Consider the following 24963-nt stretch of genomic DNA (forward strand, 5'->3'; position numbering starts at 1 on the left):
TGGGCGGGGGCCGGTACGCTTTCTGTATGAGTGCTGCACCCCGTACAGAGAAGCCGGCCGGGCGTTTCCGCCGCTTGCTCGACCGACTTTCCACCTCGCAGGAGGAGCTGGAGTCGGTGGAGCTCCAGGAGGACTCCGCGGCCTCCGGGTGCACCCGCATCTCGGACTGTTCCGACCGCCAGATAGTCAAGGTGACTGGTACTTTGCGCACGGTCACCCTGCGTCCCCGGGCGGGGGTGCCCGCGCTGGAGGCCGAGCTGTTCGACGGCACGGCGCCGCTGGACGTCGTCTGGCTGGGCCGCCGGTCCATCGTGGGCATCGAACCGGGGCGCAAGCTGATCGCCTCCGGCCGCATCTCGATGAGCCACGGCCGGCGGGTCCTCTTCAATCCCAAATACGAGCTCCGACCGCTCGGACAGGAGTAGCCGGTGACGTCAGTCGACAAGCCGACCGCACACCCGTCGGCCCCGGACCAGGACGCCCGGACCGACAAGGCGGTGACCGAGGCCGCGCTCTTCGAGGCGTTCGGCGGGGTCCGCGGCATGGTGGAGACGGTCCTGCCGGGCCTGCTCTTCGTCACGATCTACACGATCAACAAGAACCTGCACGTCTCGGCGATCGCCGCGCTCGCGGTCTCCGTCGTCCTCGTGGTCGTCCGGCTGGTCCGTCGCGACACCGTCAAGCACGCCTTCAGCGGCGTCTTCGGCGTGGCCTTCGGTGTCGTCTTCGCGATGATGACCGGCAACGCGAAGGACTTCTACCTGCCGGGCATGATCTACACGCTCGGGCTCGCGCTCGCGTACATCGTCACGACCCTCGCCGGCGTGCCCCTGATCGGCCTGATCCTCGGTCCGGTCTTCAAGGAGAACCTCTCCTGGCGCACCCGGAACCCGGGGCGCAAGAAGGCGTACGCGAAGGCCAGCTGGGCCTGGGGCCTGATCCTGCTCGCCAAGTGCGCGATCCTCTTCCCGCTCTACTGGTGGGCGGACACGGCGCAGCTCGGCTGGGTGCTGGTCGCCCTGAAGATCCCGCCGTTCCTGCTCGCGGTGTATCTGACCTGGGTCTTCCTCGCCAAGGCGCCGCCGCCGATCGACGTGTTCGCCGAGATGGAGGCGGAGGAGGAGGCCGAGAAGGCCCGCAAGGAGGCCGCGGCCCAGGGGCGCATCGAGCCGTAGCCGGTGGGCGGAGCGGTTGGCCCGCGGCCGGCAGCCAAGCCGCAGCCGCAGCCGCAGCCGCAGCCGCAGCCGCAGTCGTAGCCGCAGCCGGTAGCCATCAGCCGCAGCCGTGCTCCACGGCGCCCCGTAGCCGCGGCCCACGGCACCCCGCCCCCCGCACCCCGCGGCATGCCGCCCCCGCACGCTCCTCCTCGTACGGAAAGGGGCCCGGGACCTGTGACAGGTCCCGGGCCCCTTCGCGTTGCGGCGGGCGGCGCCTCGGGAGGCGCCGCCCGGCGGCCGTCAGCTCTCCGTGGGCTCCCGGCGGACCGACAGCAGGTCCTCCAGCTGCTCCTCGCGCGCCTGGGTGGCGACGAACAGCAGCTCGTCGCCCGCCTCCAGGGTCTCCTCCGCGCTCGGCGTGAGGACCCGCGAGCCGCGGATGATGGTGACGAGGGAGGTGTCCTGCGGCCAGGCCACGTCGCCGACCTGCGTGCCCGCGATCGCCGACTCCGGCGGCAGCGTGAGCTCGACCAGGTTGGCGTCGCCGTGGCTGAAGCGCAGCAGCCGGACCAGGTCGCCGACGCTCACCGCCTCCTCCACCAGGGCCGACATCAGGCGCGGCGTCGAGACGGCGACGTCGACGCCCCATGCCTCGTTGAACAGCCACTCGTTCTTCGGGTTGTTGACCCGGGCGACCACGCGCGGCACGCCGTACTCGGTCTTCGCGAGCAGCGAGACGACCAGGTTCACCTTGTCGTCGCCGGTCGCGGCGATCACGACGTTGCAGCGCTGCAGCGCGGCCTCGTCCAGCGAGGTGATCTCGCAGGCGTCGGCGAGCAGCCACTCCGCCTGGGGCACCCGCTCCACCGAGATGGCGGTCGGCGCCTTGTCGATGAGCAGGACCTCGTGGCCGTTCTCCAGGAGCTCGCCCGCGATGGAACGGCCCACCGCGCCGGCGCCGGCAATAGCGACACGCATCAGTGACCGCCCTCCTCGGGACCCTCGGCGAAGGCCGCCTCGACCTTGTCGATCTCGTCGGTGCGCATCATGACGTGCACGAGGTCGCCCTCCTGCAGCACCGTCTGCGAGGTCGGGAGAATCGCTTCGCCCAGCCGGGTGAGAAACGCCACGCGCACGCCGGTCTCCTCCTGGAGGCGGCTGACCTTGTGGCCGATCCACGCCGGGGAGGTGTGCACCTCGGCGAGCTGTACTCCGCCGCTCGGGTCACGCCACAGCGGCTCGGCGCCGGACGGCAGCAGCCGTCGCAGCATCTGGTCGGCGGTCCAGCGGACCGTCGCGACGGTGGGGATGCCCAGGCGCTGGTAGACCTCGGCGCGCCGGGGGTCGTAGATGCGGGCGGCGACGTTCTCGATGCCGAACATCTCGCGGGCGACCCGCGCCGCGATGATGTTGGAGTTGTCGCCGCTGCTCACCGCGGCGAAGGCGCCGGCCTCTTCGATGCCCGCCTCGCGCAGCGTGTCCTGGTCGAAGCCCACGCCCGTGACCCGGCGGCCGCCGAAGCCCGAGCCGAGACGGCGGAACGCCGTCGGGTCCTGGTCCACGACCGCGACCGTGTGCCCCTGCTGCTCCAGGGTCTGCGCGAGAGCGGCTCCCACTCGCCCGCAGCCCATGATGACGATGTGCACGTCCCCTTACCCCGCACTCCTGATCGTCTTACTGACCTGCGAAAACACCCTGCTCACAACTTCCTGGCCGCGTGCGCGGCCAACCCGTCCGGCTCGACGCCGGCCTGATACCGGCCCGTTTCGGACAGGTACCCGGCCCGTCTGGCCCGGGCCGTGGCGGACCGGCACAGACGTGCTGTCCGGAACGAGCTTATGCGGCCACGGGGGTGGTGACCTCACGCAGCCCTCGTTAGGAACGCGTCAAGACACCGTCATGACCGCGTCAGCCATGCCGGGAGGTGCTCGCCGGGGCCCGTGCGCAGGTGGTATCCAGGGAGATTCCGTGCGGATAGGGGTGGTGGGTCGGCGCCGCCCTTTTCGAACGCTTACGATCCTCTGCGTGTCCAAACTGACCGACGTGCCCAAACGGATCCTGATCGGGCGGGCCCTGCGCAGCGACAAGCTCGGAGAGACCCTTCTCCCGAAGCGGATCGCCCTCCCCGTCTTCGCCTCCGACCCGCTGTCCTCGGTGGCGTACGCGCCGGGCGAGGTCCTTCTCGTCCTCTCCGTCGCTGGCCTGTCGGCCTACCACTTCAGCCCGTGGATCGCGCTGGCCGTGGTGGTGCTGATGTTCACGGTCGTCGCCTCGTACCGGCAGAACGTCCACGCGTATCCGAGCGGCGGCGGCGACTACGAGGTCGCCACCACCAACCTCGGGCCGAAGGCCGGACTGACCGTCGCGAGCGCCCTGCTCGTCGACTACGTGCTCACCGTCGCGGTGTCGATCTCCTCCGGCATCGAGAACCTCGGTTCGGCCGTGCCGTTCGTCGTCGAGCACAAGGTCGCCTCGGCCGTCGCGGTGATCGTGCTGCTCACGCTGATGAACCTGCGCGGCGTGAAGGAGTCCGGCGGCCTCTTCGCCATCCCGACGTACGTGTTCGTCTTCGGCGTCTTCGTCATGATCCTCTGGGGTGCCTGGCGCGGTCTCGTCCTCGACGACACCATGCGCGCGCCCACCGCCGGCTTCGAGATCAAGGCCGAACACCAGGGTCTGGCCGGCTTCGCCCTGGTCTTCCTGCTGCTGCGGGCCTTCTCCTCCGGCTGTGCGGCGCTCACCGGTGTCGAGGCCATCTCCAACGGTGTGCCCGCCTTCCGCAAGCCGAAGTCGAAGAACGCCGCGACGACGCTCGCCCTCATGGGCGGCCTGGCCGTCACCATGTTCTGCGGCATCATCTTCCTGGCCATGGCCACCGACGTCCGGATGGCCGAGAAGCCCGGCGAGGACCTGCTGCTCAACGGTGTGCCGGTCGGCCCGGGATACGTCCAGGACCCGGTCATCTCGCAGGTCGCCGCCGCCGTCTTCGGCCAGGACACCTTCTTCTTCGTGCTGCTGGCCGCCGCCACCGCGCTCGTCCTCTTCCTGGCCGCGAACACGGCGTACAACGGCTTCCCGCTCCTCGGCTCGATCCTCGCCCAGGACCGCTACCTGCCCCGCCAGCTGCACACCCGCGGCGACCGCCTCGCCTTCTCCAACGGCATCGTGCTGCTGGCCGGCGCCGCCGCCCTGCTGGTGTGGATCTACGGCGCGGACTCGACGCGCCTGATCCAGCTGTACATCGTCGGCGTGTTCGTCTCCTTCACCCTGAGCCAGATCGGCATGGTCCGGCACTGGAACCGGCACCTGGCCACCGAGCGGGACCAGGCCAAGCGCCGTCACATGATCCGCTCCCGCGCCATCAACACCTTCGGCGCCTTCTTCACCGGCCTCGTCCTCGTCGTCGTCCTCGCGACCAAGTTCACCCACGGCGCGTGGGTCGCCCTGCTCGGCATGGTGATCTTCTACGTGACGATGACCGCGATCCGCCGCCACTACGACTCCGTCGCCGCCGAGATCGCCGCCGCCGAGGAGCGCCCCGACGAGTACGTCCGCCCCTCCCGGGTCCGGTCCGTCGTCCTCGTCTCCAAGCTCCACAAGCCCACCCTGCGGGCCCTCGCCTACGCGAAGCTGCTGCACGCCAGCGAGCTGGAGGCGCTGACCGTCAACGTCGACCCGGTGGAGACGAAGGCGCTCAAGGAGGAGTGGGAGCGGCGCGGCATCAACGTGCCGCTGAAGATCCTCGACTCCCCGTACCGCGAGATCACCCGGCCGGTGATCGAGTACGTGAAGAACCTCCGCAAGGAGAGCCCGCGCGACGCCGTCTCGGTCTACATCCCCGAGTACGTGGTCGGCCACTGGTACGAGCACCTGCTGCACAACCAGAGCGCCCTGCGCCTCAAGGGCCGCCTGCTCTTCACCCCGGGCGTCATGGTGACCTCGGTCCCGTACCAGCTCCAGTCCTCCGAGGCCGCGAAGAAGCGGGCGAGGAAGCGCCAGGAGTGGAACGCGCCGGGCTCGGTGCGCCGCGGCCCGGTGGAGAAGGGCGTCAAGGAACCGGCCGGAAAGAACAACTGAAAAAGAACAACTAGACTGGTGGGCTGCTGTCACGACAGCAGCCCACGTGTCTTCCTCCCCCTTCCTCCCTGGAGCCCCCGGTCATGCAGAACACCCCTGTTGCGTCGTTGGTCGGGGCGGAGTACGAGGTCGAGGTCGGCCCGGTGGCTCACGGCGGTCACTGCATCGCCCGCACCGAGGAGGGCCGGGTCCTCTTTGTCCGGCACACCCTGCCGGGCGAGCGGGTCCGGGCCCGGGTCACCGAGGGCGAGGAGACCTCGCGTTTCCTGCGCGCCGACGCGGTCGAGATCCTCGAGGCATCCAAGGACCGGATCGAGGCGCCGTGCCCCTTCGCCGGACCCGGGAAGTGCGGCGGCTGCGACTGGCAGCACGCCAAGCCGGGCGCCCAGCGACGCCTGAAGGGCGAGGTCATCGCCGAGCAGCTCAAGCGGCTCGCCGGGCTGACCCCCGAGGAGGCCGGCTGGGACGGCACCGTGCTGCCGGCCGAGGGTGACAAGCTTCCCGCGGGGGAGGTCCCGCAGTGGCGCACCCGCGTGCAGTACGCGGTCGACGAGTTCGGCCGCCCCGGCCTGCGCAAGCACCGCTCGCACGAGGTCGAGGTGATCGACCAGTGCATGATCGCCGCCGAGGGCGTCTCCGAGCTCGGGATCGAGAAGCGCACCTGGGAGGGCATGGAGTCGATCGAGGCCATCGCGGCGAGCGGCTCGCAGGACCGCCAGGTGATCCTCACCCCGCGCCCGGGCGCCCGCCTGCCCATCGTGGAGCTGGACAAGCCCGTCTCCGTGATGCGCGTGGAGGAGAAGGACGGCGGCGTCCACCGCGTCCACGGCCGGCCCTTCGTCCGCGAGCGCGCCGACGACCGCACCTACCGCGTCGGCAGCGGCGGTTTCTGGCAGGTCCACCCGAAGGCCGCGCAGACGCTCATGCTCGCGGTCATGCAGGGCCTGACGCCCCGCAAGGGCGAGACGGCCCTCGACCTCTACTGCGGCGTCGGCCTCTTCGCGGGCGCCCTCGCCGACCGTGTCGGCGACCAGGGAGCCGTCCTCGGCATCGAGTCCGGCAAGCGCGCCGTCGAGGACGCCCGCCACAACCTGGCCGGCTTCCCGCGCGTCCGCATCGAGCAGGGCAAGGTCGAGTCGGTCCTCCCGCGCACCGGCATCACGGACGTCGACCTCATCGTCCTCGACCCCCCGCGCGCCGGCGCCGGCAAGCAGACCGTCCAGCACCTCGCCTCCCTCGGCGCCCGCCGCATCGCCTACGTCGCCTGCGACCCGGCCGCCCTGGCGCGGGACATCGCCTACTTCAAGGAGGGCGGCTACCGGGTGCGGACGCTGCGGGCGTTCGACCTGTTCCCGATGACCCACCACGTCGAGTGCGTCGCGATCCTTGAGCCCGCCGAAAAGGGCCGCTGACCTGCCGTTTCTCCGAGTGTGCGTTATGGGCGTTACGTGCGTTAGGTGCGATATCTTGACGCACGTTCGACGCACGTTCGACGCACGTGACGCACGTTTGACGCACGGACGGCACGGTTTCTGATGGGTCGTCATGCGGGCTGGTGACCGCCGGTTGGACCCCTCGGCTGCGGGGCGGTAGGGATCTTGAGGTGGCCGGGGCACTGGCTGCGGAACTGTTGGCTGCCCCTGCCCCATCCGCTTGTCGGTAGTGACGTTCCATGACGCTCGGTGGAGTGTCCGGTCCGTGTTGTGTCAGGGGCCGTAGGGACTCCAGTGTCCGAGGAAGGGCTTGAGGTCGTCGGCTCGTGGTTCGGGGATGTCGGGCAGTCGGGGCGGTGTGCTCAGGGGGTCGAGGCGCTCCACGCGTGCTGCCGCCCAGTCGGTCCATGCTTCGGCTTCGGTTCTGGCCTGGGGGCATGGTCTCGACCCGGGTGCGTACGGCGCTCACGTACTCCGCGAGGCGGATGGCGTGGCGCCATGCCGCTTCCTGAGCCTCGAAGTGCCTGACGCGGTATGCCTCGGCGTACTGGACGCGCGCTTCATCCATGGCGGCTTCCCAGCGGATGCGCTTCTGGCGGGCCGCTTCGATCTCGTCGAGACGTCTGCGTTCGGCGGCTTCGCCGCGAAGCGTGACCTCCTGCACGATCTCGGCGACCTGGTCTTCGAGGGAGAGTGCGGGAGTCGGCCCGCACGTGGCCGCATGCCGAGGCCGAGGCCGAGGCCGTCGACACCACACACACCTCACGTCCGCCCGGGCCGCCCTGCAGATCTCAGAGGCCGTCAAGAGCTGACGAACCGACCTGCGGTTTTCTTTGACCTGCTGTGGCCCTGCATGTTCCCCATGGCCCAACGTGGAGTGCGTGGCGGTTCTGGAGCCTGCTCAGTAGGGCGCTGAACCGGCCTTTCGCCGATTACTGGACGGCGTTACGTGCGTGTGGCGCGGTATCTCGATGCACGTCTGAGGCACGGGACGATCGGTAGACGCCGTACGGATCGCGTCAAGCACGGGGGGACTCCCGCGTCCGGTGAAGGGCTTCAGGTCGTGGGTGCGCGTGATCGCTCTGCCGCTCCGGGCACGCGCGATCAGAGGAATCTCGAACTTGCGGAGGCTGAACCCTTCAGGGTCCGCGGCCGTACACAGCGCCGAGGCCGTCGGCGCTCCCAGCGGGTGCGCGTGATGGCCGGTGTTCATCCGGACGGCAACCCTGTCGGCCTCCTTGTCATGATGCCGACGCCACTCCCTTAAGGACCGTAGACCCATGACGATGATCAACAGCCCACTGTCGGAGGGTGACCGCGAGATCGCCGGCGCGGCCCTCCAGGCGACCTTGGTCGACCTGCTCGATTTGTCCCTGGTAGCCAAGCAGGCCCACTGGAACCTGTATGGTCCCCGTTTTCGATCAGTCCACGTCCAGCTCGACGAGGTCGCCGCGATCGCACGCGATCACGCGGACACGGTGGCCGAACGCGCGGCTGCGCTGGGAGTGAGTCCGGACGGACGGGCGGGCACCATCGCGGGTGCCAGCGGCTTGCCCGCCTTCCCGTCGGGCTGGACGAAGGACGGCGACGCCGTCGACGCCCTGGTGCAGGCGTTCTCCGCGGTCATCGGGAGGGTGCGGGAACGCATCGAGGTGACTGGTCCGGTGGACGCCGTAAGCCAGGATCTCCTCATCGGACTGACGGCCGAACTGGAGAAGCAATCCTGGATGTTCCAGGCGGAGAACCGCGCCTGACAAGGTCGCGCGTGTTGTCGGACGGGGTGACCGCCGGTCATCGATTGCCGCGCCACCGGAGGTGTGCGGTCTCCGAAGGTGGCGCATCGCATGGGCAGCCCGGGTGAGGGGGAGCGGTCCACGCCGACCGGCGGGCAGAAAGCCGCGCCGGGCCCCGGTGGCGGAGCTGGGGGAGCGCGACCGCGACCCGATCGGCCACCACCGGTCAGTCCCTCGCGCGGGTACCGACGCCCCCTCGCCGCGGCCGGAACACGAGCTATATACCGAGCACGCCTTGCCTCTCCAAAGCCTTGCGCAGGGCACGCACGGCGTAGAAGGCGCGGCTCTTGACGGTGCCGGGCGGGATGCCGAGGTGCTCGGCCGCCTGGGCCACGCTGCATTCCAGGTAGTACATGAGACGGATGACGGTCCGGTGCTGCTCCTTCAGCTCCCGCAGTGCCTCAAGCACCGCATGGGAGGTGATCGTGGACTCCGTGGCGTCCCAGGAGGTGTTCAGGTCCTCGACCGCCATCAGATCAAGTGGCCGTAGCCGCCGGGCCCGGTGATGGTCGATGACCAGGTTCCTGACCACGGTGAACAGCCACGGTCGGATGTGTTCACTGCGGGTGCTCAGAAACGGGGCGTGTTTCCAGGCGCGCGCCGCGGTCTCCTGGAGGATGTCCTCCGCTCTGTGCCAGTCGCCGTCCAGCAGCCGGGCGGCGTACCGGACGAGCAGAGGGCCGTACTGCTCGTAGATGTCTTGTACGAAGGCATCGTGGTCGGTCTCCGAAGCGACGTGCCGGAGGTGCGGCCGACTCGGAGCGAGGGTGGCCGTCCCCGCCTTCATGGTCCCGTTCATGGGTGGTGCCAATTCTGTTCGAGTGTTCCGTGGCGTGCTCTCCCGCTTGCGCGGGGGAGTGGCTCCACACTCGGCGGGACCCCTTTGCGGAACCTTGTCGTCTCCTTGTCGCGCCGCTCGTCGGTCCATGCCGCCGACTCTCGGCACGTCGTCGTATCCGCCGAGGCGATGTTCGGCGGGGCCGACGACGCTCGGGCCCGGGTCCGAGGAGAAGGGCCGGCACAGGGGGTTCACGGGGCGCGGACCGCGTTTCTGTGGGCTTCCAGTTACTCGAACGCGCCCGGCGCCCGCCGCCTCCTCGTACCGGTTGGGTCGATGGAGGGCACAGCCCACGCTGTCCCAGCGCTGGACCTCACGCCCCGGTGCTTCCTCGCAGGGGGCGGTGGCCTGGTGCTGTGCCGCTTCCGGGGCGAGGGTCGGTGAGGTGATCGCCTCGGGCCCACTCCCGGCGTGCGGGTGCTCCTTCGGCGACCACGCGAAGCCGGTGGGGGGGGATGGACCGGCTTCCGGCCGACGGCGGTCTGCAGCGATCTGGCCAGTACCCGGTGCCTGTCGGCGAACCACAGGCGTGCCTGTTCGATGGTGGTGGACGTCTCCGGGACGACGCCCGTGCCGGGAACCGAGGCCGGGTGGTGACCCCTGCTCGTACAGGACAAGCCGGCTTCGTCGGCCGTCACATGTGGTGGGTCCGGGACCCGAAGGGGGCCGGAGCCGAGGTCAGCAGCGTCGGTGAACCGCGGTGCGGGACTGTTCGTAGGAAGCAGTGACGTCCGGCCATATGAAAGCCCTGACCGGACGTCAGCCCTGTCGGCTGTTGTGGCGGCAGTCGGCAGGACCGGTCAGGCTCCGGAGCCGCAACCGTCCGATGAGACAGAACGAAGTCTCACGCCAATTTCATCGCGCACGAATCAATTGAATGCAATGTGACGTTGTGCTGCGTTTCCCACCGGAGCCGGTTCGTCTTGCCGGCCCCGCCCCTCAGGGCTACAGCCCTCACACAGAAGGACATCGAAGATGCGTATCACCCGACCGGCCAGACCCGCCCGTCTGGTCACCCTGCTCGGCATCGCGGCCGTAGGCCTCTCCGTCACGACGATCACCCTGCCCGGAACGGCCGGCGCGGCGCCCCGCCAGCCGGTCCGGCCGACGGTCGTGCTGGAGCACGGTGCGTTCGCCGACGCCTCCAGCTGGGACGGGGTCGTCGAGCGGCTGCAGCGCGCCGGCTACCCGGTGGTGGCCGCCGCCAACCCCCTGCGCGGACCGGCCACCGATGCCGCCTACTTGCGCAGCGTCGTCGAACACATCGACGGCCCGGTGGTCCTGGTCGGCCATTCCTATGGAGGCACCGTCATCAGCCAGGCCGCCACGGGCCTGGAAGAAAAGGTCAAGGCGCTCGTCTACATCGCCGCGTTCCTGCCCGACACGGGCGAGAACTCGCTGGGCCTGACGAACAAGTTTCCCGGCAGCACCCTCGGCCAGGTCATCGCTCCGGTGAACTACACGCTTCCCGACGGAGCCTCGGGCGCCGACGTCTTCATCAAGCCGGACAAGTTCCACCAGCAGTTCGCCGCGGACGTCCTCGCGGACAAGGCGAGGCTCATGGCCACCGGGCAGCGTCCGATCGCCGCCGCCGCGCTGGAGGAGAACTCCACCGGTGCCGCTTGGAAGACGATTCCCTCCTGGTCGCTGGTCACGACCGAGGACCGGAACATCCCCGTGGCGGCCCAGCGCTTCATGTCGGCCCGGGCGCACGCCCGTACGACCGAGATCGACGCCTCGCACGCGGTGGCCGTCTCGCGTCCCGACGCCGTCGCCCGCATCGTGGAGAAGGCGGCTCGTACGGTCCGCTGACCGGGACCTGCTGGTCCAGACACGGGAGTCGTTCCGGCGGGCGCTTCCATCAGCAGAGCGCCCGGTCCGGAGCGCGCCTCGCGGGGGCCGCCGCGGACCCATGCCCAGAGGTCACCGATGCCCCTTGCATTCCGGCCGCGTCAGCAATCCCCTTCGTCCAGATGTGAACCGCGCCCACCCCGTCCCCGTGTCCAGGGTGGCAGATGCGACGCCGGTCGACCGAGGTCGCGGCCTGCACCGACCGCCGACCACACCCGAACCACCATCCCGCACCACAACCCGCAACGAGAGGCAGCACCAACCATGCCGTTCATCACCGTCGGCCAGGAGAACTCCACCACCATCGACCTCTACTACGAGGACCACGGTGCCGGGCAGCCGGTCGTGCTCATCCACGGCTACCCGCTCGACGGCCACTCCTGGGAGAAGCAGGCCGCGGCCCTGCTGGAGGCCGGCCACCGTGTCATCACCTACGACCGGCGCGGATTCGGCCGCTCCGGCCAGCCCACCACCGGCTACGACTACGACACCTTCGCCGCCGACCTGAACACCGTCATGGAGACCCTCGACCTCCACGACGCCGTTCTCGTCGGGTTCTCCATGGGCACCGGCGAAGTCGGCCGCTACCTCGGCACCTACGGCTCGGCCCGGGTCGCCAAGGCCGCCTTCCTCGCCTCGCTGGAGCCGTTCCTGCTCAAGACCGACGACAACCCCGAGGGTGTCGACGGGAGCGTCTTCGAGGGCATCAAGCAGGCCGTCACCGCCGACCGGTACGCCTACTTCAGCGCGTTCTACCAGGACTTCTACAACCTGGACGAGAACCTCGGCACCCGGATCAGCGAGGAGGCCGTCCGCAACAGCTGGAACGTGGCCGCCGGAGCCTCCTGGTACGCCTCGCTGGCCTGCGTCTCCACGTGGACCACCGACTTCCGTTCCGACATCCGGAAGATCGACGTGCCGGCACTGATCCTGCACGGCACCGCCGACCGCATCCTGCCCATCGAAGCCACCGGCGAGCTCTTCCACAAGGCGCTCCCGCAGGCCGACTACGTCGTCGTCGAGGGCGCCCCGCACGGCCTGCTGTGGACCCACGCCCAGGAGGTCACCGACGCCCTCCTCGCTTTTCTCGCCAAGTAGCCCCGGAGGCCGACGGCCTCTCACGGGCCGGACGGCGACCCGGACGTGCCCCGTCACCGTCGAACGGTGACGGGGCGCCGTCTTGGCCGCCCGCCGCAGCCGGAGAAGAAGGATGCATAACGGTGACCATCGTGCCGACGGCGATGACCATGCTTCTGGACGCTCCCCCGCCGTCCGGGCGGCGAGGAGCCGGGCGGACGGCCGGAGCTCGCCCTCATCGCCGCGTTCGGGCTCGCCTCGAAGGCGTCCCGTTCCGGCCTCCGATGTGAAGCCGGACGTCGCCCCGGACGGGCCGCTCGGCAGCCGCAACTCTTCGGGCGATGGAAGAAGCCTAAGCCACAGGACGGCCGCTTCTCGGAGTCGGAAGCTTATGACCGTGACGGGCGGCCGCTCTCTCCGGCACGGCGGGTACGGGGTCCGCCTCCATGTCCAGGGCTGTGAGCCGGTCGCGGATCTGCTGGGCGCTGTGGGACATGGCGCGCGCGTCGGCCCTTTCGAGGGCGTGGACCCAGTCCGCCCGCGCGCCTTCCCGGTCGCCGAGCGCCAGCCGGGTGTCGCCCAGCCGCATCAGTGAGCCGACGGCGTTCCTGTGGTCGCCCAGCTCCTCGAACGCCCGTGTCGACCGCTGGTAGGTGGCCACCGACTCCTCGTGACGGCCGAGCATACGGAGGGTGTAACCCAGGATGTCCCAGGCCTGGGCCAGCTGCCACGGCGCGCCCAGGCGCTGGAACAGGGCGATGCCCTCCTCGCTGTACGAGAGGCTCTTCTCGAGGTTCCCGAGGTTGGAGTGGAACCAGGCGAGCTCGACGAGGCACTCGGCCAGCCACAACTCCTCACCCGTCTCACGGGACAGCTCCAGTCCCCGTTCGGAGAACGTCACGGCCTCCTGGATCCGGCCGAACAGGAACAGCGCGCACGCCATGACGTAGTGGGCTCGGGCCTGTTCACCGGTCGCGTCGAGCTCTTCGAAGATCGTGGTGGCGCGTCGCAGATGGTGAAGGGCTTGCTCCTGGTGGCCGAGATAGGCGTGGATGTGGCCGAGGTGGCGCAGGCAACGGCCTTCTTCGAGAAGGTTGTTCTGGCGCCGGGCCACTTCGAGTGCGGGGGTCAGCGCGGTGATGGCCTCGGGCCAGAATTCCTGGCGGTTGAGATGTTCCTTGAGGGACCAGGCAAGGCCGGTGGTGTGGTGGTCCAGCTTCTGGTCGACGGCGGTGTGGAGCAGGCCGGTCAGCACCCGGTGTTCGGCGGTCAGCCATCGGGTCGCCTGCCCGACGGTGGTGAGGCTCTCCGGGGTGACGCCCGGGCCGGGTGCACCGAGGTCGAGGTCGGGCGGCGTGTCCTGTTTGAGGAGCTGGTTCGCGTCGTGGGCCGTGAACATGTAGTGGTCCAGGACCCGGAGGGTGGCGTGGTGGCGTTCCTGGACGGTGTCGTGAGCGTGGGCGAGTTCGGTGGCGTAGCCGCGCAGCAGGTCGTGCAGGCCGTAGCGGCCGGGTAGCGGCTGTTCCACGAGGCAGGAGCCGACCAGGCCGGCGAGGGCGCGGCGGGTTCGGGCGAGGGGGAGGCCGGCGAGGCTCGCGGCGGCGGGGGCGGTGATGTGGGGGCCGGGATGCAGTGCCAGGAGACGCAGGAGCCTGGCGGTGGCCTCGTCCAGGGACCGGTAGGACCAGGAGAAGACGGCGCGTACGTCGGTGGTGGAGTCGAAGCCGGTGAACGCGTCCAAGCCGTCGGTGGCGCGCAGGTCGTCGACGATGGCGTGAAGAGGGAACGAGGGATCGAGTTCGGCGCGGGCGGCGACCACCGCCATGGCCAGGGGAAGCCGTCCGCACAGGCGGATGATGTCGGCCGTGGCGGCGGGCTCGGCGGTCACTCGGTCGGTGCCCAGGCGTCGTTCGAGGGCTTGGTGAGCCTCCGCCTGTGAGGGCAGAGGGAGGGCGAGGGGCCGGGCGCCGTCGGTGGTGATCAGCCCGGGAAGCCGGTTGCGGCTGGTGATCAGCGTGAGACAGCCCGCTCCCCCGGGGAGCAGGGGACGCACTTGTTGCTCGTCGCGGGCGTTGTCCAGGACGACGAGGACCTGGCGGTCGGCGAGGAGGCTGCGGAAGAGCGTGCTGCGGCCCGGGGTGTCCTCCGGGATGCGCTGTGCGGGAACGCCGAGGGCGGTCAGGAAGCCGTGCAGAGCGTTACCGGGTTCGACGGCGGGTGCGTGGGGGTGGAAACCGCACAGGTCGACGAAAAGCTGCCCGTCGGGGAAAGAAGAGGCTATGCGGTGGGCGTGGTGGACGGCGAAGGTGGTCTTGCCGACCCCGGGAGCCCCACTGATGACGACGGCAGAGGCAGCGGTCGTTTCGGACCGGGCCGGCACACCGCTCACGGCCGACAGCCACGCGCCCTCGGCCTCCCGTCCCGCGAACACCGTCAGACTGCCCGGCAGTTGTGCAGGACGCATCCGGGGCGTCGGCGTGGTTCCCTCGACATCCGCGGCCGGGTCGCGACGCGCATCGGGCCGATCGCCGGCGCCGGTCGGCCTTTCGGCGGCCGGGCCCACGGACGTGGCCGCCTCATCCTCCTCCGGCGGCCCGGACGTGTTCGGCCCGAGCGGATCGCGCCCGTGGCCGGTACTTCCTCCGGAAGCGGATGCCGCGCCGAACCTGCTCAGCTCGTTGGCTGGGCGAAGGGGCGGCAGGTCGTGGTGGAGGATGCCGTGGTGCAGGGCGCGCAGGGTCGGGCCGGGTTCGAGGCCGAGCTCTTCGTCGAGGTGCCGACGCAGGTCGGTATAGCGCTCGAGCGCCTCGGGGTGCCGGCCTGCCAGGTACAGGGCGCGCAGCAGCAGGACCCAGCCGGTTTCTCTCAGGGGATGCTCTGCGGTCATCTGCTGTGCCGCGTCCAGGGCCTCGACGATCCGTCCTTGCAGGAGGAGGGCGGTGGCACGGATCTCACGGGTGGTCTGGCGCAGTTCTTCCAGGCGTGCCGCCTCGTTGACGGCGAACAGGTGGTGTGCGGCGTCGGCGAAGGCGGGGCCGCGCCACATCTCCAGGGCTGTTCGCGCCTCGTCCACGACGCGTTCGGGATGCCCTTGGTCCATGAACCGGTGTGCCCGGGCAAGGGTCCGCTCGAAGCGTACGGTGTCACGGCTTTCGGGCGGCACCCGCAGGGCGTAGCCCAGGGGTTCGGTGACCAGCACCTCGTAGGTGCCCTTCCTGCGCAGGTGCCGGGGTTCCAGGACCGCGCGTACCTTGCTGACATGGGCGTGCAGGGAGCCCATCGCTCCGTCGGGTGTCCGGCCCGGCTCTCGCGGCCACAGTTCCTCGCACAGCGTCTGCGGAGCGACCGCCCGGCCGTCGGCGAGCAGCAGGCGGATCAGCAGCAGCCGTTGTCGGCGCCGGCCCGGATCGAGTACCGCCCCCGCCCGCCGTACCACCAGCGGACCCAGCAGTCCGAAGTCGAGATCCTGTCCCACGCCTGTCACCGCACTCATCCAGAATCGCGCTCGCCGATGCCACCGTCGGAAGCGCGTACATGACCATGCCCTGTGGCCGCGGGGGCGACCCGCTCCCGCTGTGACGAAAACCGGACCCACGTGACCTGTCGCGGTGACCCGACCGCCGAGACGGGGGCCGCTCAGGTGATCGGAGCGGCGAGGACCCCGTCGTCCCCTCCCACATACCACACAGGACATTAGCAGGACGCCGATCGGCATGATCCCTTCGGAGACTTCGGAGGCGGCCACGCGCTGGATGCCTTCCTCGACCAGGCGAGCCCGGCCTGCGGATTGCCGCACACGATACGCGTGAGGCAATCCGCAACAGGTCCGTCCTGGTCGGGCGCCTGGACCGCCACCCTGCGAAGGCGTCGCGGGTTCCGGTCTGCTAAACCGCGGGCATCCGCCCCACGTGGCCGGTGGATGATCTCCACAGGCCACGTCCTGCCAGGGGGCGTCTGGACGGATACCCCTTCACCTGCGGCGACGCGTGAACCGGCACGACATCCGCTCCGTTGAGTGAGCGAACGGTCGTCGTCAGGAGTGGAGAGAAGACATGGTCTCTGTCGAAGGAACGAGCACCGCCCGGTTCGAACCGGTCCGAGCGGCGCTGGCAGCGCACCTGGAGTCCGGCGAGGAGCTGGGGGCGTCGATCGCCGTGGACGTCGACGGAGTCATGGAAGTCGACCTGTGGGGCGGGCATACCGACGAAGCGCGGACCGTCCCGTGGCACCAGGACACGTTGGTCAACCTGTGGTCGACCACCAAGACCCTGAGCAGTCTGGCGGCCCTCGTCCTCGTCGACAGGGGGGCACTGGATCTCTACCGCCCGGTCGCGCACTACTGGCCCGAGTTCGCCGCTCAGGGCAAGCAGGACATCGAGGTGCGGCACGTCCTGGCCCACACCTCGGGGCTCTCCGGCTGGCAGCAGCCGTTCACCATGGACGATCTGTACGACCGGCCCACCGCCAGCGCCCGGCTGGCCGCGCAGGCGCCCTGGTGGGAACCGGGCAGCGCCTCGGGCTATCACGTGCAGACCCAGGGACAGCTCGTGGGAGAGCTCGTCCGGCGGGTCAGCGGCCGCACCCTGACCGAGTTCGTCGACACGGAGATCGCCAAACCAGCGCAGGCCGACGTCCAGATCGGCGCGCGGCAGGCCGACTGGCCGCGCATCGCCGAACTGGTGCCCCCGGCGCAGCTCTCCGGAATACCCGCCGGCCTCGATCCCGAGGGGATCTTCACCAAGACCTTGCTCGGAAGCCCCGCCAGGGACGAGCACGTCGATACTCCGCAGTGGCGCCGTGCCGAACTCGGCGCCGTCAACGGCCACGGCAACGCACGAGGCATGGCCCGCGCCCTCTCCGTGATCTCCCGACGCGGCCGGGTGAACGGCCTCCGGCTCATTTCCGAGGAGACGGCGGAGAAGGTCCTCGACGTACAGGCGGACGGGGTCGACCTGTTCCTGGGCGTTCCCGTGCGCTGGGGCATCGGCTTCGCACTCGCCGACGCGAGGACCATGCCGCACATGCCCACCGGAAGAGTCTGCTTCTGGGTCGGTCGGGGCGGCTCGATCGTCATGATGGACCTCGACCGGCGCGTCACGTTCTCGTACACGATGAACCGGCTGGGCGACGGAATCCTCGGCTCGGAGCGCACCCATGACTACATCAGGCATGTCTACGAAGTCCTGGGCTCCACCGCCTCCTGACCTCAGGAACTGCAGGGGCGTTGACTCTGTTCAAGGTCGGCGAGCCTTGCTCGGTCGCGGTGTCAGGGCCACCGGATACTGGTTGACGGCTCTCGCGCCGCACGCCGCGTGTGGGCTCGCGGGGCGGTTCCCCGAGACGCTATGACCCTCGGGGTGGAGTGGACAGGCGGCATCCGGCCGGCGGGGCGCGACTTGTTCCGGCGCTCCGCCGGGAGCGTGGGGACGCGCCTTCGGGCGAGCGGCCAACAGGCTTGGAGGGAGACCGCGACCGCGTCCGAAGAAAGGCGCTCAAGCGGTGAACGGGACCGCCTTTCGCCACGTTGCGCTGATTGGACGCGCGTGTGTCCCTGCGATGCCGCCGCGCGCCGTGGCCCCCGGCGGCACCACACCACCATGGAAGGAACAACTCACCAGTGAAGCGCTTCATCACACGCCTCGGGGTAGTCGCGGCGGCCGGAGCCCTGGCCGTTGTGCTACCTGCTTCGTCGGCGTACGCCATCAACCGCACCGACTGCAACGGATTGGGCCTCCTGTCGCTTCACAACGCAGGCGGCTCCCTCTGCTTCGCCAACGCGGGCGTGCAGAGCGTGGCGATCTACGGCGTGGACCGGATCTGGACCGGAGACAACAAGGTCACGCTGGAGTACGTGCCGAGGCTGGGCGCGTCGGCAACCAGCATGACCGTGGACAAGTGGCATTTCGGCAACGTCCCCGGTCAGCCCATCCACAAGATCACGAAGATCAGGATCTGGTAGCGCCGCAGCTGCGAACCAGATGTAGGGGCACCGGCGTTGTTGACAGGGCAGTCGGAAACGCCGGTGCCGTGGGGAAGAGACACCCACTGGAGGAGTGGCGGACCGCGACAAGGTCGCTTCGAGCGCCGACAGCCGTAGTTGAGCGGTCGGATCAGCCTTCCGGCTTGCCGCGGGCTGTCCAGGCGCTTGCGTCCTGGCCGTATCTGGTGAGGAAGCGCGCGAACTGCAAGCGGTCCGCACTGTCCCAGTGTGCGGTGATCTCCTCGAAGGCGAGACGCTGCTCAGTGGCGTAGGCCCTGCGTACCGATTCTCCCTCGTCGGTGAGTTCGAGCCGACTGCTGCGGCCGTCCTGCTGGGAGGCGACGCGGCGAAGCAGGCCCTCCGCTATGCATGCGGCGATGGCGCGGCTGGCGACGGGCTGGGCGACGCCCATCTTGTCGGCGACGCCGCCCACTGTGATCCGGCCCGCTGCGTCGCCGACCACATTCAGGACGATGTTGCGGGTCAGGTCCCCACGTCCTGACCCGACCTGCCGACGCAGCCGGGACAGCGCCGGCCCCACGTTGTCGAGGACCGAGTCGTCGTCGACGGGGACAGGTCGTTCTGGGCTCTTCACGCCTCAAATCTACGACATACACGATCGATATGCATGCCACATCTATATGACTTAAGGTATGTATCTGTAGTCCAGGAGAAACGAGGCACGACCATGAGCACCACCGCCATCACCGGCGCGCAGGTCTTCGACGGGGAGAAGCCGCTCGGCGTCACCACCGTCGTCATCCAAGGGGGCAGGATCGTCCAGGTCGGCGGCCAAGCCCCGGCCGAGGCCGAGGTCGTCGACGGGGCCGGGGCGACACTGCTGCCCGGCCTGATCGACGCGCACGTCCACACCGACCGCGACTCCCTCGCACTGGCCCTTCAGTTCGGCGTCACCACCGAACTGGAGATGCAGGGCGTCAACACCCGCAACCGACGCGGTGCGATCAGCGAGGACGACTCTGTCGCCGATGTGCGCTCCTCGGGCTTCGCCCTGACCCCGCCCGGCGGGCACCCCAGCGAACTGTTCCCGAAGGACTTCCACCCGGGCGGGCCCTCTGGGGGCGGCCCGGGCGGCGAACGCCGGGGCGAGCCGCCCTACCACCCCGACGCCACCAGCCCCGAGGCCGCGGCGGCCTCGATTCCGCAGCTGATCGCCCACGGCTCGGACTACATCAAGTTCATGATCGACGACGGCAGCGTCGAGGGGCACCCAGGCCTGCCCATGCTCGACCAGGCCACCTTGAACGCCGGCGTCGCCGCGGCGAAGAAGCACGGCGCGCTGACCGTCGCCCACGCGCTGACCATCGACGCCACCCGCATGGCGATCGAGGCGGGTATCGACGGCCTTGCCCACCTGTTCGTCGAACCTCCCACCGACGAGATCGTCACACTGATCAGGGACGCGGGCATGTTCGTCGTGCCGTGCACCGTGCTGAATGCCTCCATGATGGGCATCACCGGCAGTGAACTGGCCGACGACCCGCGGGTGGCCTCCCGCCTGAACGCCGCGTGGGATGCCACCTTGCGCTCCTGCTTCGGTCACTATCCCCAGGGCAAGCTCCAGGATGTTCTGGACAGCGTCAAGGCCCTCGCCGACGCCGGGGTGGACCTGTTGGTGGGCACCGACGTTTCCCAGCCCATGCCGTTCCTCGGCGGCCTCGCCCCCGGCGCCAGTGTCCACCAGGAACTGCAGCACCTCGTCGAAGCCGGTCTGACCCCCGCAGCCGCCTTGCGCGCCGCCACCGCCACGACCGCCCGCCGCTTCCACCTCTCCGACCGCGGCCGGATCGCCGAGGGCCTGCGCGCCGACCTGCTCCTGGTCGACGGCGACCCCACGACCACCATCTCCGACACCCTCAACACCCGCGCGGTGTGGCGCCGCGGCACCTACCAGGCCGCCTGACCCCCCTCGTTAGATCCAGTGCCGGGGTTCGAAGGGCTTCTCTTCCTCTCTGCTGCAAGGCGACCGCACAGTGCTCGCCCGCCGCATCGATGCCCACGCCCCCTACGCCGGGGCAGCGCTGTCGCCGCCCCGGCCGGGAGCAGCCCGCACCCGGCGCCAGCGCGCCGTGGAGTGCCGAAATCACTCCGGTGGCCATGGAGCGCACCGGCACCGCCCAGATCCTGTCCGTCCCTTTCATCCCCCAATCGCAGGGCGACGAGGACGCCGCCCCCTCTGGTACCTGAGCCAGAACTCGCCCGTCAGTGCGCAGCGGCCCGCGCTGCCCGACCGTGCGTCTGCGATCGCGCGAAACGCCCATCTGGCACGCAATGCACATTGATCTTGTGTCCGTGTTACGCCTCGCGTGTCGCTGACCTGCTGTTTTGTTTAACCTGTTCTGTATAGATCTGTTTCTTGTGACCCACCATGTGGAGTGCGTCGCGATCCTTGAGCCTGCTGAAAAGGGCCGCTGACCTGGCGTTTCTCCGAGTGTGCGTTATGGGCGTTACGTGCGTTAGGTGCGATATCTTGACGCATATTCGACGCACGTGACGCACGTTTGACGCACGGACGGCACGGTTTCTGATGGGTCGTCATGTGGGCTTGGCGACCACCGAATGGAGCCCTCGGCTGTCTGCTCTTAGGTACGCCGAGGTGGCCGGGGCACTGGCTGCTGAGCTGTTGGCTGCCCCAGCCCCACCCGCTTCTCGGTAGTGACACTCCGTGAGGCTAGGCGGGGTCCGGTCAATGTTGCGTCAGGGGCCGTATGGGTTCCATGCCGAGAAAGGGCCTGAGAGCGACGGGTCGGTCGCGCCACAGCATGGCAAGGCCGGGGTAGCGGCCGATGCAGGGAAAACGGCGTTGGGTGTCTCCCGGCAGCGGAGGATCCCGCTACTCAAGCTCCCGGAGAGATCGAAGGATGCCTGACGGCGAGCGGCACGCGACGCCGGGTTCGACGTCACCCATGGCCAGAAGGATCCACGAGGCCGGATACATCATCCGCGGTTGACGTACCCCGCTGATGACTCGTGGGAGAGGCCCTGGCGGATGCCTGGCCCCTCGCACGTTGCTCAGCCGTCAAGAGCTGTCCGGCCTTCCAAGCCGTAGGTGAGGGGCCCGGCAACTCACGTGCCAGTCCCGCTCCGGCTCCGCGCCTTCTCGAACTCGGACACCGGGTCACCTCCGACGCTCCAGGGCCAGGCCGTGACCATGCCGTTGATCGCCTCGAAGACCGGGCGAGCCTCGCCGCGCCGCTCGGCGGCCGTCAGTGCGTAGGCCAGCAGGTTCAGGTCGGCGAGGGCTGCCGCGTGGTGGAAGAACCCGGGCTGAGCCCAGGTGTGTGCCGCACGGTCGAGGGCCTGAGCGGCCGATGCGTGGGACCAGTGGTTGCGTGCCATCAGGGCCTCGACTCCGCCCAGGGCGAGGACGGAGTGGTACTGCAGTACCTGGGCGGTCAGCTCGGTGGCCGCGCAGGGCGCGTTCGTGGGTATGCGGGCGCGGATCGCGTCGACGAAGTCCAGTACCTGGCTGCGCGATCCCATCTCCTCCGGCCCCAGATAGCGCAGCATGCTCAGATACGCCTCGCGGTTCCAGCGGTCGCGGGCCAGCACCTCGTTCCACAGGCCGAACGCCTCCGGCTGACTGCGGCGCTCGAGCCGTGAGAGCCTCAGCATGACCACCCAGGGAGTGGGGTCCTCCGGCGCCAGTTCGGCGGCGCGCAGACAGCTGTCGGCGATGCCGGCGGCGTCCTCCAGGCGTCCCCGGGAGCGTCCGCGTTCGAGCTGCGCCCAAGCGGAGAGGATGAGCGCGGTCGCGTTGCGCGGCTCACGAGAGGCCCAGGCGCGGGGCCCATGCGATTCGGACAGGCGGTACGCCAGCACGGAGAGCTGATGGGCGCGGCGGTCCCAGTCGGCCCGGCTTCGGTTCAAGAGACGGGATATCTGGGCCATGTACAGGTCTGTCGTCCCGATCGCGCCCGTATTCGGCGTCGCTTGGAGGGACTTCAGCAGCCGGCCGAGAGCAGCGTCGTCGAGTTCCAGGGCAATACGCGCTCGTCTGCGGCGACTTGAGAGAAATGCCATGCACGGAGGCTAAAGGTTGCGAGCCGTAACGCAAGGCGTGCGCTGAGATCGTTACCGATTACACCGTGCAATCCATGCGTTACTCATCGATATGTTGAGCGGGAGCCATCGAATCTCGGTGGCCGAAGCCTGGTGAGCATGCCGGTGATGGCGGCGGGGCCGCGGCGGCGAGGGCGGGGCGGCGCCGATCGCCTCGGCGGCCTTGATGTCGGAACAGTCTCCGCGGTGCTCAGGAATGTGCGCAGCACTCGGATCTCTGTGGCGGTGTTCCCTCGGGAGGCGCGGAAGGTGGGGCACCCTCATGCCTCAAAGGCATGTTAATCAGCCCTTCCAAGTATTTGAGGCTATGGCTGATTGGTCGCATTCTTATTTCACCGGAACTCTTGGTTATCGGAGACCGAATCTCCGTCGACTTCTCCGGGTAAATCGCACCCTTCGATTGGCTGGTGTTCCCGCATGGCCCGCCCCCTGCCCCTGATCCTCGCCCAGGCGCCCGGTCGCCCGGCCGACGACCTCGCAGGCTTTACCGCCGACGTAGAGCGGCGCGTGAAACTGCGCGCACCTGGCGCCCTCGTCGTCTACCCCGAGCTGCACCTCGGCGAGAGCGCCCCCGGCGTCCCGGCCGACCCGGAGCAGGCGGCCGAGCCGCTCGACGGCAAACGCGACGCGGTCTTCGCCGAGCTCGCGGGGGATCTGGGCATCTGGCTGGTACCCGGCAGCGTCTACGAGCGAGGCACCGGCGACCGCGTCCACAACACGACACCCGTCTATTCGCCACAGGGCGAGCGCCTCGCCGCGTACCGCAAGATCTGCCCGTGGCGCCCGTACGAGACGACCGCACCCGGCAACCGGTTCGAGGTCGTCGACCTCGCCGGGGTCGGCCGTATCGGACTATCCATCTGCTACGACACCTGGTTCCCGGAGATCTCCCGCCACCTGGCCTGGATGGGCGCCGAGCTGATCGTCAACGTGGTCCGCACGCCGACGAGCGACCGCGCACAAGAAGTCGTCCTCAACCGCGCCAACGCCATCGCCAATCAGGTCTTCGTCGCCAGCGTCAATTCCGCTGCCCCCTCCGGGATCGGCCGCAGCCTCGTCATCGATCCCCAGGGCACGGTACGCGCCGAAACCGTCGATGCCGGCGACTCCACCCTCACCGACGTCATCGACCTCGACGAGGTCAGCAACGTCCGCCGCTACGGCACCGCCGGCCTCAACCGGATCTGGGACCAATTCCGCCCCGGCGACCCAGCCCTCGACCTCCCGCTGTACGGGGGCCGCATCGACCCCGCCACCTGGAACGCCGCCCCCATCACCGAGGAGCCCCCACGATGAACAGCGAGACCACCGGGAACAGCATGAGACTGAAGGGCGACCTGAGCCTCTTCTCCGTCGTCCTGTTCGGCCTGGCATACATTTCTCCTGGCATCGTGGTCACGGTCTTCGGCGTGGTCGCCGCCACCAGCGGCGGCGTGGCCCCCACCGCGTTCGCCTTCGCCACCGTCGCGATGCTGCTCACCGGGCTCAGTTACGCGAAGATGGCACGTGCCGTGCCCGGCGCGGGGTCGGTCTACACCTACGCCCGCAAGATGCTCGACAGCCGCATCGGTTTCCTGTCCGGCTGGGCGATGCTGCTCGACTACTTCTTCATCCCGATGGTCGGCTGGCTGATCACGGCGATCTACTTCAACGCCCAGTTCCCTGACATACCCAAGTGGGTCTGGCTGATCGTCTCGGTGACCATCACCACCGCCATCAACGTCTTCGGCATGAAGCTCGCGGACCGCGTCAACAAGGTCCTGATGTTCATCGCTCTGGGGTCGCTGGTCCTCTTCGCCACCCTGTGCGTCGTCTTCCTCGGCAAGCACGGCTCGTCCGCCCCCGCCACGGACGCCCTGTGGAACTCCGGCACGTCGATCGGCGCGGTCACAGCGGCCGCTGCCATCGCCGCGTACTCCTTCCTCGGCTTCGACGCCGTCTCGACGCTGGGGGAGGAGGCCAGGGGCGGGGCACGGACGATCGGCCGCGGCATCATCGGCTGCGTCATCGCCGCCGGAGCGATCTTCATCGTGCTGTCCTTCGTGATGCAGCTGGTTCACCCCGGCGCGACGTTCGTCGACGTCGACGCGGCCGCCTATCACCTGAAGGTCCAGGTCGGCGGCCAGACGTACGCCGAGGTGATCAACTTTGTCACCATTGCCGGATCCATCGCCTCCTGTATCGCCCTGCAAGCCTCGGCTGCGCGCCTCATGTACGTCATGGGACGTGACGGCGCACTGCCCAAGGCGATCTTCGGCAAGCTGTCGGGGAAGACCGGCACGCCCGTCCTTAACCTGCTGCTGACCGCGGTCGCAGGTGTCATCGCCATGAAGCTCGACCTGACCACAGCCACGTCGTTCATCAACTTCGGTGCTTTTCTCGGATTCGCCCTGGTCAACGTCTGCGTGATCGCCCACCTGGTCCGGGAGCGCAGGCGCGGCCACACCCACAACCTTTTCTCCTATCTGGTGATGCCGGCCATCGGCGTCGGTGTCTCCCTCTACCTGCTCACGCGGCTCGATCACGTCGCACTCCAGATCGGCGGCGTCTGGCTGGCGATCGGCGTCGTCTACCTGGCCTTCCTGACCAAGGGCTTCCGCCGACCCGCACCGGAGATGACCTTCGACGACGACACCGCGGTCACAGACAGAGCCACCGTGTAGCGATCCCTCCC

General features: G+C 69.2%; 18 protein-coding genes. 12 read left to right on the top strand and 6 right to left on the bottom strand.

Annotated features, from left to right (window positions below):
• Positions 1–26 precede the first annotated feature (26 nt).
• Both ACGF1Z_RS26510 and ACGF1Z_RS26515 read left to right on the top strand, forming a co-directional pair.
• Positions 27–425, top strand: coding sequence for an OB-fold nucleic acid binding domain-containing protein (locus ACGF1Z_RS26510; RefSeq protein WP_393008098.1), 399 nt, complete (start codon positions 27–29; stop codon positions 423–425).
• A gap of 3 nt (positions 426–428) precedes the next feature.
• Positions 429–1175 (top strand): DUF3159 domain-containing protein, encoded by a 747-nt coding sequence (locus ACGF1Z_RS26515; RefSeq protein ID WP_393008100.1) that lies wholly within the window; start codon positions 429–431, stop codon positions 1173–1175.
• A 282-nt stretch (positions 1176–1457) separates the two neighbouring features.
• On the opposite strand, the gene ACGF1Z_RS26520 is transcribed toward ACGF1Z_RS26515, so the two are convergent.
• The gene (locus ACGF1Z_RS26520; protein WP_376628699.1) at positions 1458–2135 is read right to left on the bottom strand and encodes a potassium channel family protein; all 678 of its coding nucleotides are present in this window, start codon (positions 2133–2135) and stop codon (positions 1458–1460) included.
• Positions 2135–2803, bottom strand: coding sequence for a TrkA family potassium uptake protein (locus tag ACGF1Z_RS26525; protein WP_046911473.1), 669 nt, complete (start codon positions 2801–2803; stop codon positions 2135–2137). Before ACGF1Z_RS26525 ends, ACGF1Z_RS26520 begins: the two co-directional genes overlap by 1 nt.
• 379 nt (positions 2804–3182) lie before the next feature.
• Between ACGF1Z_RS26525 and ACGF1Z_RS26530 the strand changes: the two genes are divergently transcribed.
• The 3 genes from ACGF1Z_RS26530 to ACGF1Z_RS26540 all read left to right on the top strand — a co-directional run bounded on the left by ACGF1Z_RS26530 (position 3183) and on the right by ACGF1Z_RS26540 (position 8421).
• Positions 3183–5234 carry an APC family permease gene (locus ACGF1Z_RS26530; protein ID WP_393008103.1) on the top strand — a complete coding sequence of 684 codons (2052 nt, stop codon included), beginning with the start codon at positions 3183–3185 and terminating at the stop codon, positions 5232–5234.
• 83 nt (positions 5235–5317) lie between these two features.
• On the top strand, positions 5318–6646 hold the full coding sequence (locus tag ACGF1Z_RS26535) for a class I SAM-dependent RNA methyltransferase (protein WP_393008105.1): 1329 nt from the start codon (positions 5318–5320) through the stop codon (positions 6644–6646).
• A gap of 1301 nt (positions 6647–7947) precedes the next feature.
• A complete protein-coding gene (locus tag ACGF1Z_RS26540; RefSeq protein WP_384908032.1) occupies positions 7948–8421 on the top strand; it encodes a Dps family protein in 474 nt (157 codons plus the stop codon).
• A gap of 256 nt (positions 8422–8677) precedes the next feature.
• On the opposite strand, the gene ACGF1Z_RS26545 is transcribed toward ACGF1Z_RS26540, so the two are convergent.
• Positions 8678–9259 (bottom strand): sigma-70 family RNA polymerase sigma factor, encoded by a 582-nt coding sequence (locus tag ACGF1Z_RS26545; protein ID WP_393008107.1) that lies wholly within the window; start codon positions 9257–9259, stop codon positions 8678–8680.
• Between the two features lie 1014 nt (positions 9260–10273).
• On the opposite strand from ACGF1Z_RS26545, the gene ACGF1Z_RS26550 reads away from it, so the two are divergent.
• Positions 10274–11110, top strand: coding sequence for an alpha/beta fold hydrolase (locus ACGF1Z_RS26550; RefSeq protein WP_393008109.1), 837 nt, complete (start codon positions 10274–10276; stop codon positions 11108–11110).
• 303 nt (positions 11111–11413) lie between these two features.
• On the top strand, positions 11414–12247 hold the full coding sequence (locus ACGF1Z_RS26555; protein WP_393008111.1) for an alpha/beta fold hydrolase: 834 nt from the start codon (positions 11414–11416) through the stop codon (positions 12245–12247).
• A gap of 331 nt (positions 12248–12578) precedes the next feature.
• On the opposite strand, the gene ACGF1Z_RS26560 is transcribed toward ACGF1Z_RS26555, so the two are convergent.
• The gene (locus ACGF1Z_RS26560; protein ID WP_393008113.1) at positions 12579–15701 is read right to left on the bottom strand and encodes a BTAD domain-containing putative transcriptional regulator; all 3123 of its coding nucleotides are present in this window, start codon (positions 15699–15701) and stop codon (positions 12579–12581) included.
• 577 nt (positions 15702–16278) lie between these two features.
• On the opposite strand from ACGF1Z_RS26560, the gene ACGF1Z_RS26565 reads away from it, so the two are divergent.
• Both ACGF1Z_RS26565 and ACGF1Z_RS26570 read left to right on the top strand, forming a co-directional pair.
• The gene (locus ACGF1Z_RS26565; protein WP_393008115.1) at positions 16279–17430 is read left to right on the top strand and encodes a serine hydrolase domain-containing protein; all 1152 of its coding nucleotides are present in this window, start codon (positions 16279–16281) and stop codon (positions 17428–17430) included.
• Positions 17431–17843: 413 nt separating this feature from the next.
• On the top strand, positions 17844–18185 hold the full coding sequence (locus ACGF1Z_RS26570) for a beta/gamma crystallin domain-containing protein (RefSeq protein ID WP_393008117.1): 342 nt from the start codon (positions 17844–17846) through the stop codon (positions 18183–18185).
• 151 nt (positions 18186–18336) lie between these two features.
• Here ACGF1Z_RS26570 and ACGF1Z_RS26575 read toward each other — a convergent pair whose 3' ends face one another.
• Positions 18337–18801: a MarR family winged helix-turn-helix transcriptional regulator gene (locus ACGF1Z_RS26575; RefSeq protein WP_393008119.1), complete on the bottom strand. Its 465-nt coding sequence runs from the start codon at positions 18799–18801 to the stop codon at positions 18337–18339.
• Positions 18802–18894: 93 nt separating this feature from the next.
• Here ACGF1Z_RS26575 and ACGF1Z_RS26580 point away from each other — a divergent pair, with 93 nt between their 5' ends.
• Complete coding sequence (locus tag ACGF1Z_RS26580) at positions 18895–20130, top strand: amidohydrolase family protein (protein WP_393008121.1); 1236 nt, start codon at positions 18895–18897, stop codon at positions 20128–20130.
• 1163 nt (positions 20131–21293) lie between these two features.
• Here ACGF1Z_RS26580 and ACGF1Z_RS26585 read toward each other — a convergent pair.
• Positions 21294–22097 carry a hypothetical protein gene (locus ACGF1Z_RS26585; protein WP_393008123.1) on the bottom strand — a complete coding sequence of 268 codons (804 nt, stop codon included), beginning with the start codon at positions 22095–22097 and terminating at the stop codon, positions 21294–21296.
• A 609-nt stretch (positions 22098–22706) separates the two neighbouring features.
• Here ACGF1Z_RS26585 and ACGF1Z_RS26590 point away from each other — a divergent pair.
• Positions 22707–23585 (top strand): carbon-nitrogen hydrolase family protein, encoded by an 879-nt coding sequence (locus tag ACGF1Z_RS26590; RefSeq protein WP_033204332.1) that lies wholly within the window; start codon positions 22707–22709, stop codon positions 23583–23585.
• Complete coding sequence (locus ACGF1Z_RS26595) at positions 23582–24952, top strand: APC family permease (RefSeq protein ID WP_393008125.1); 1371 nt, start codon at positions 23582–23584, stop codon at positions 24950–24952. The genes ACGF1Z_RS26590 and ACGF1Z_RS26595 overlap by 4 nt, the downstream gene beginning before the upstream one ends.
• Positions 24953–24963: the final 11 nt, after the last annotated feature.

The organism is Streptomyces sp. NPDC048018 (genome assembly GCF_043202995.1).
Taxonomy (GTDB): domain Bacteria; phylum Actinomycetota; class Actinomycetes; order Streptomycetales; family Streptomycetaceae; genus Streptomyces.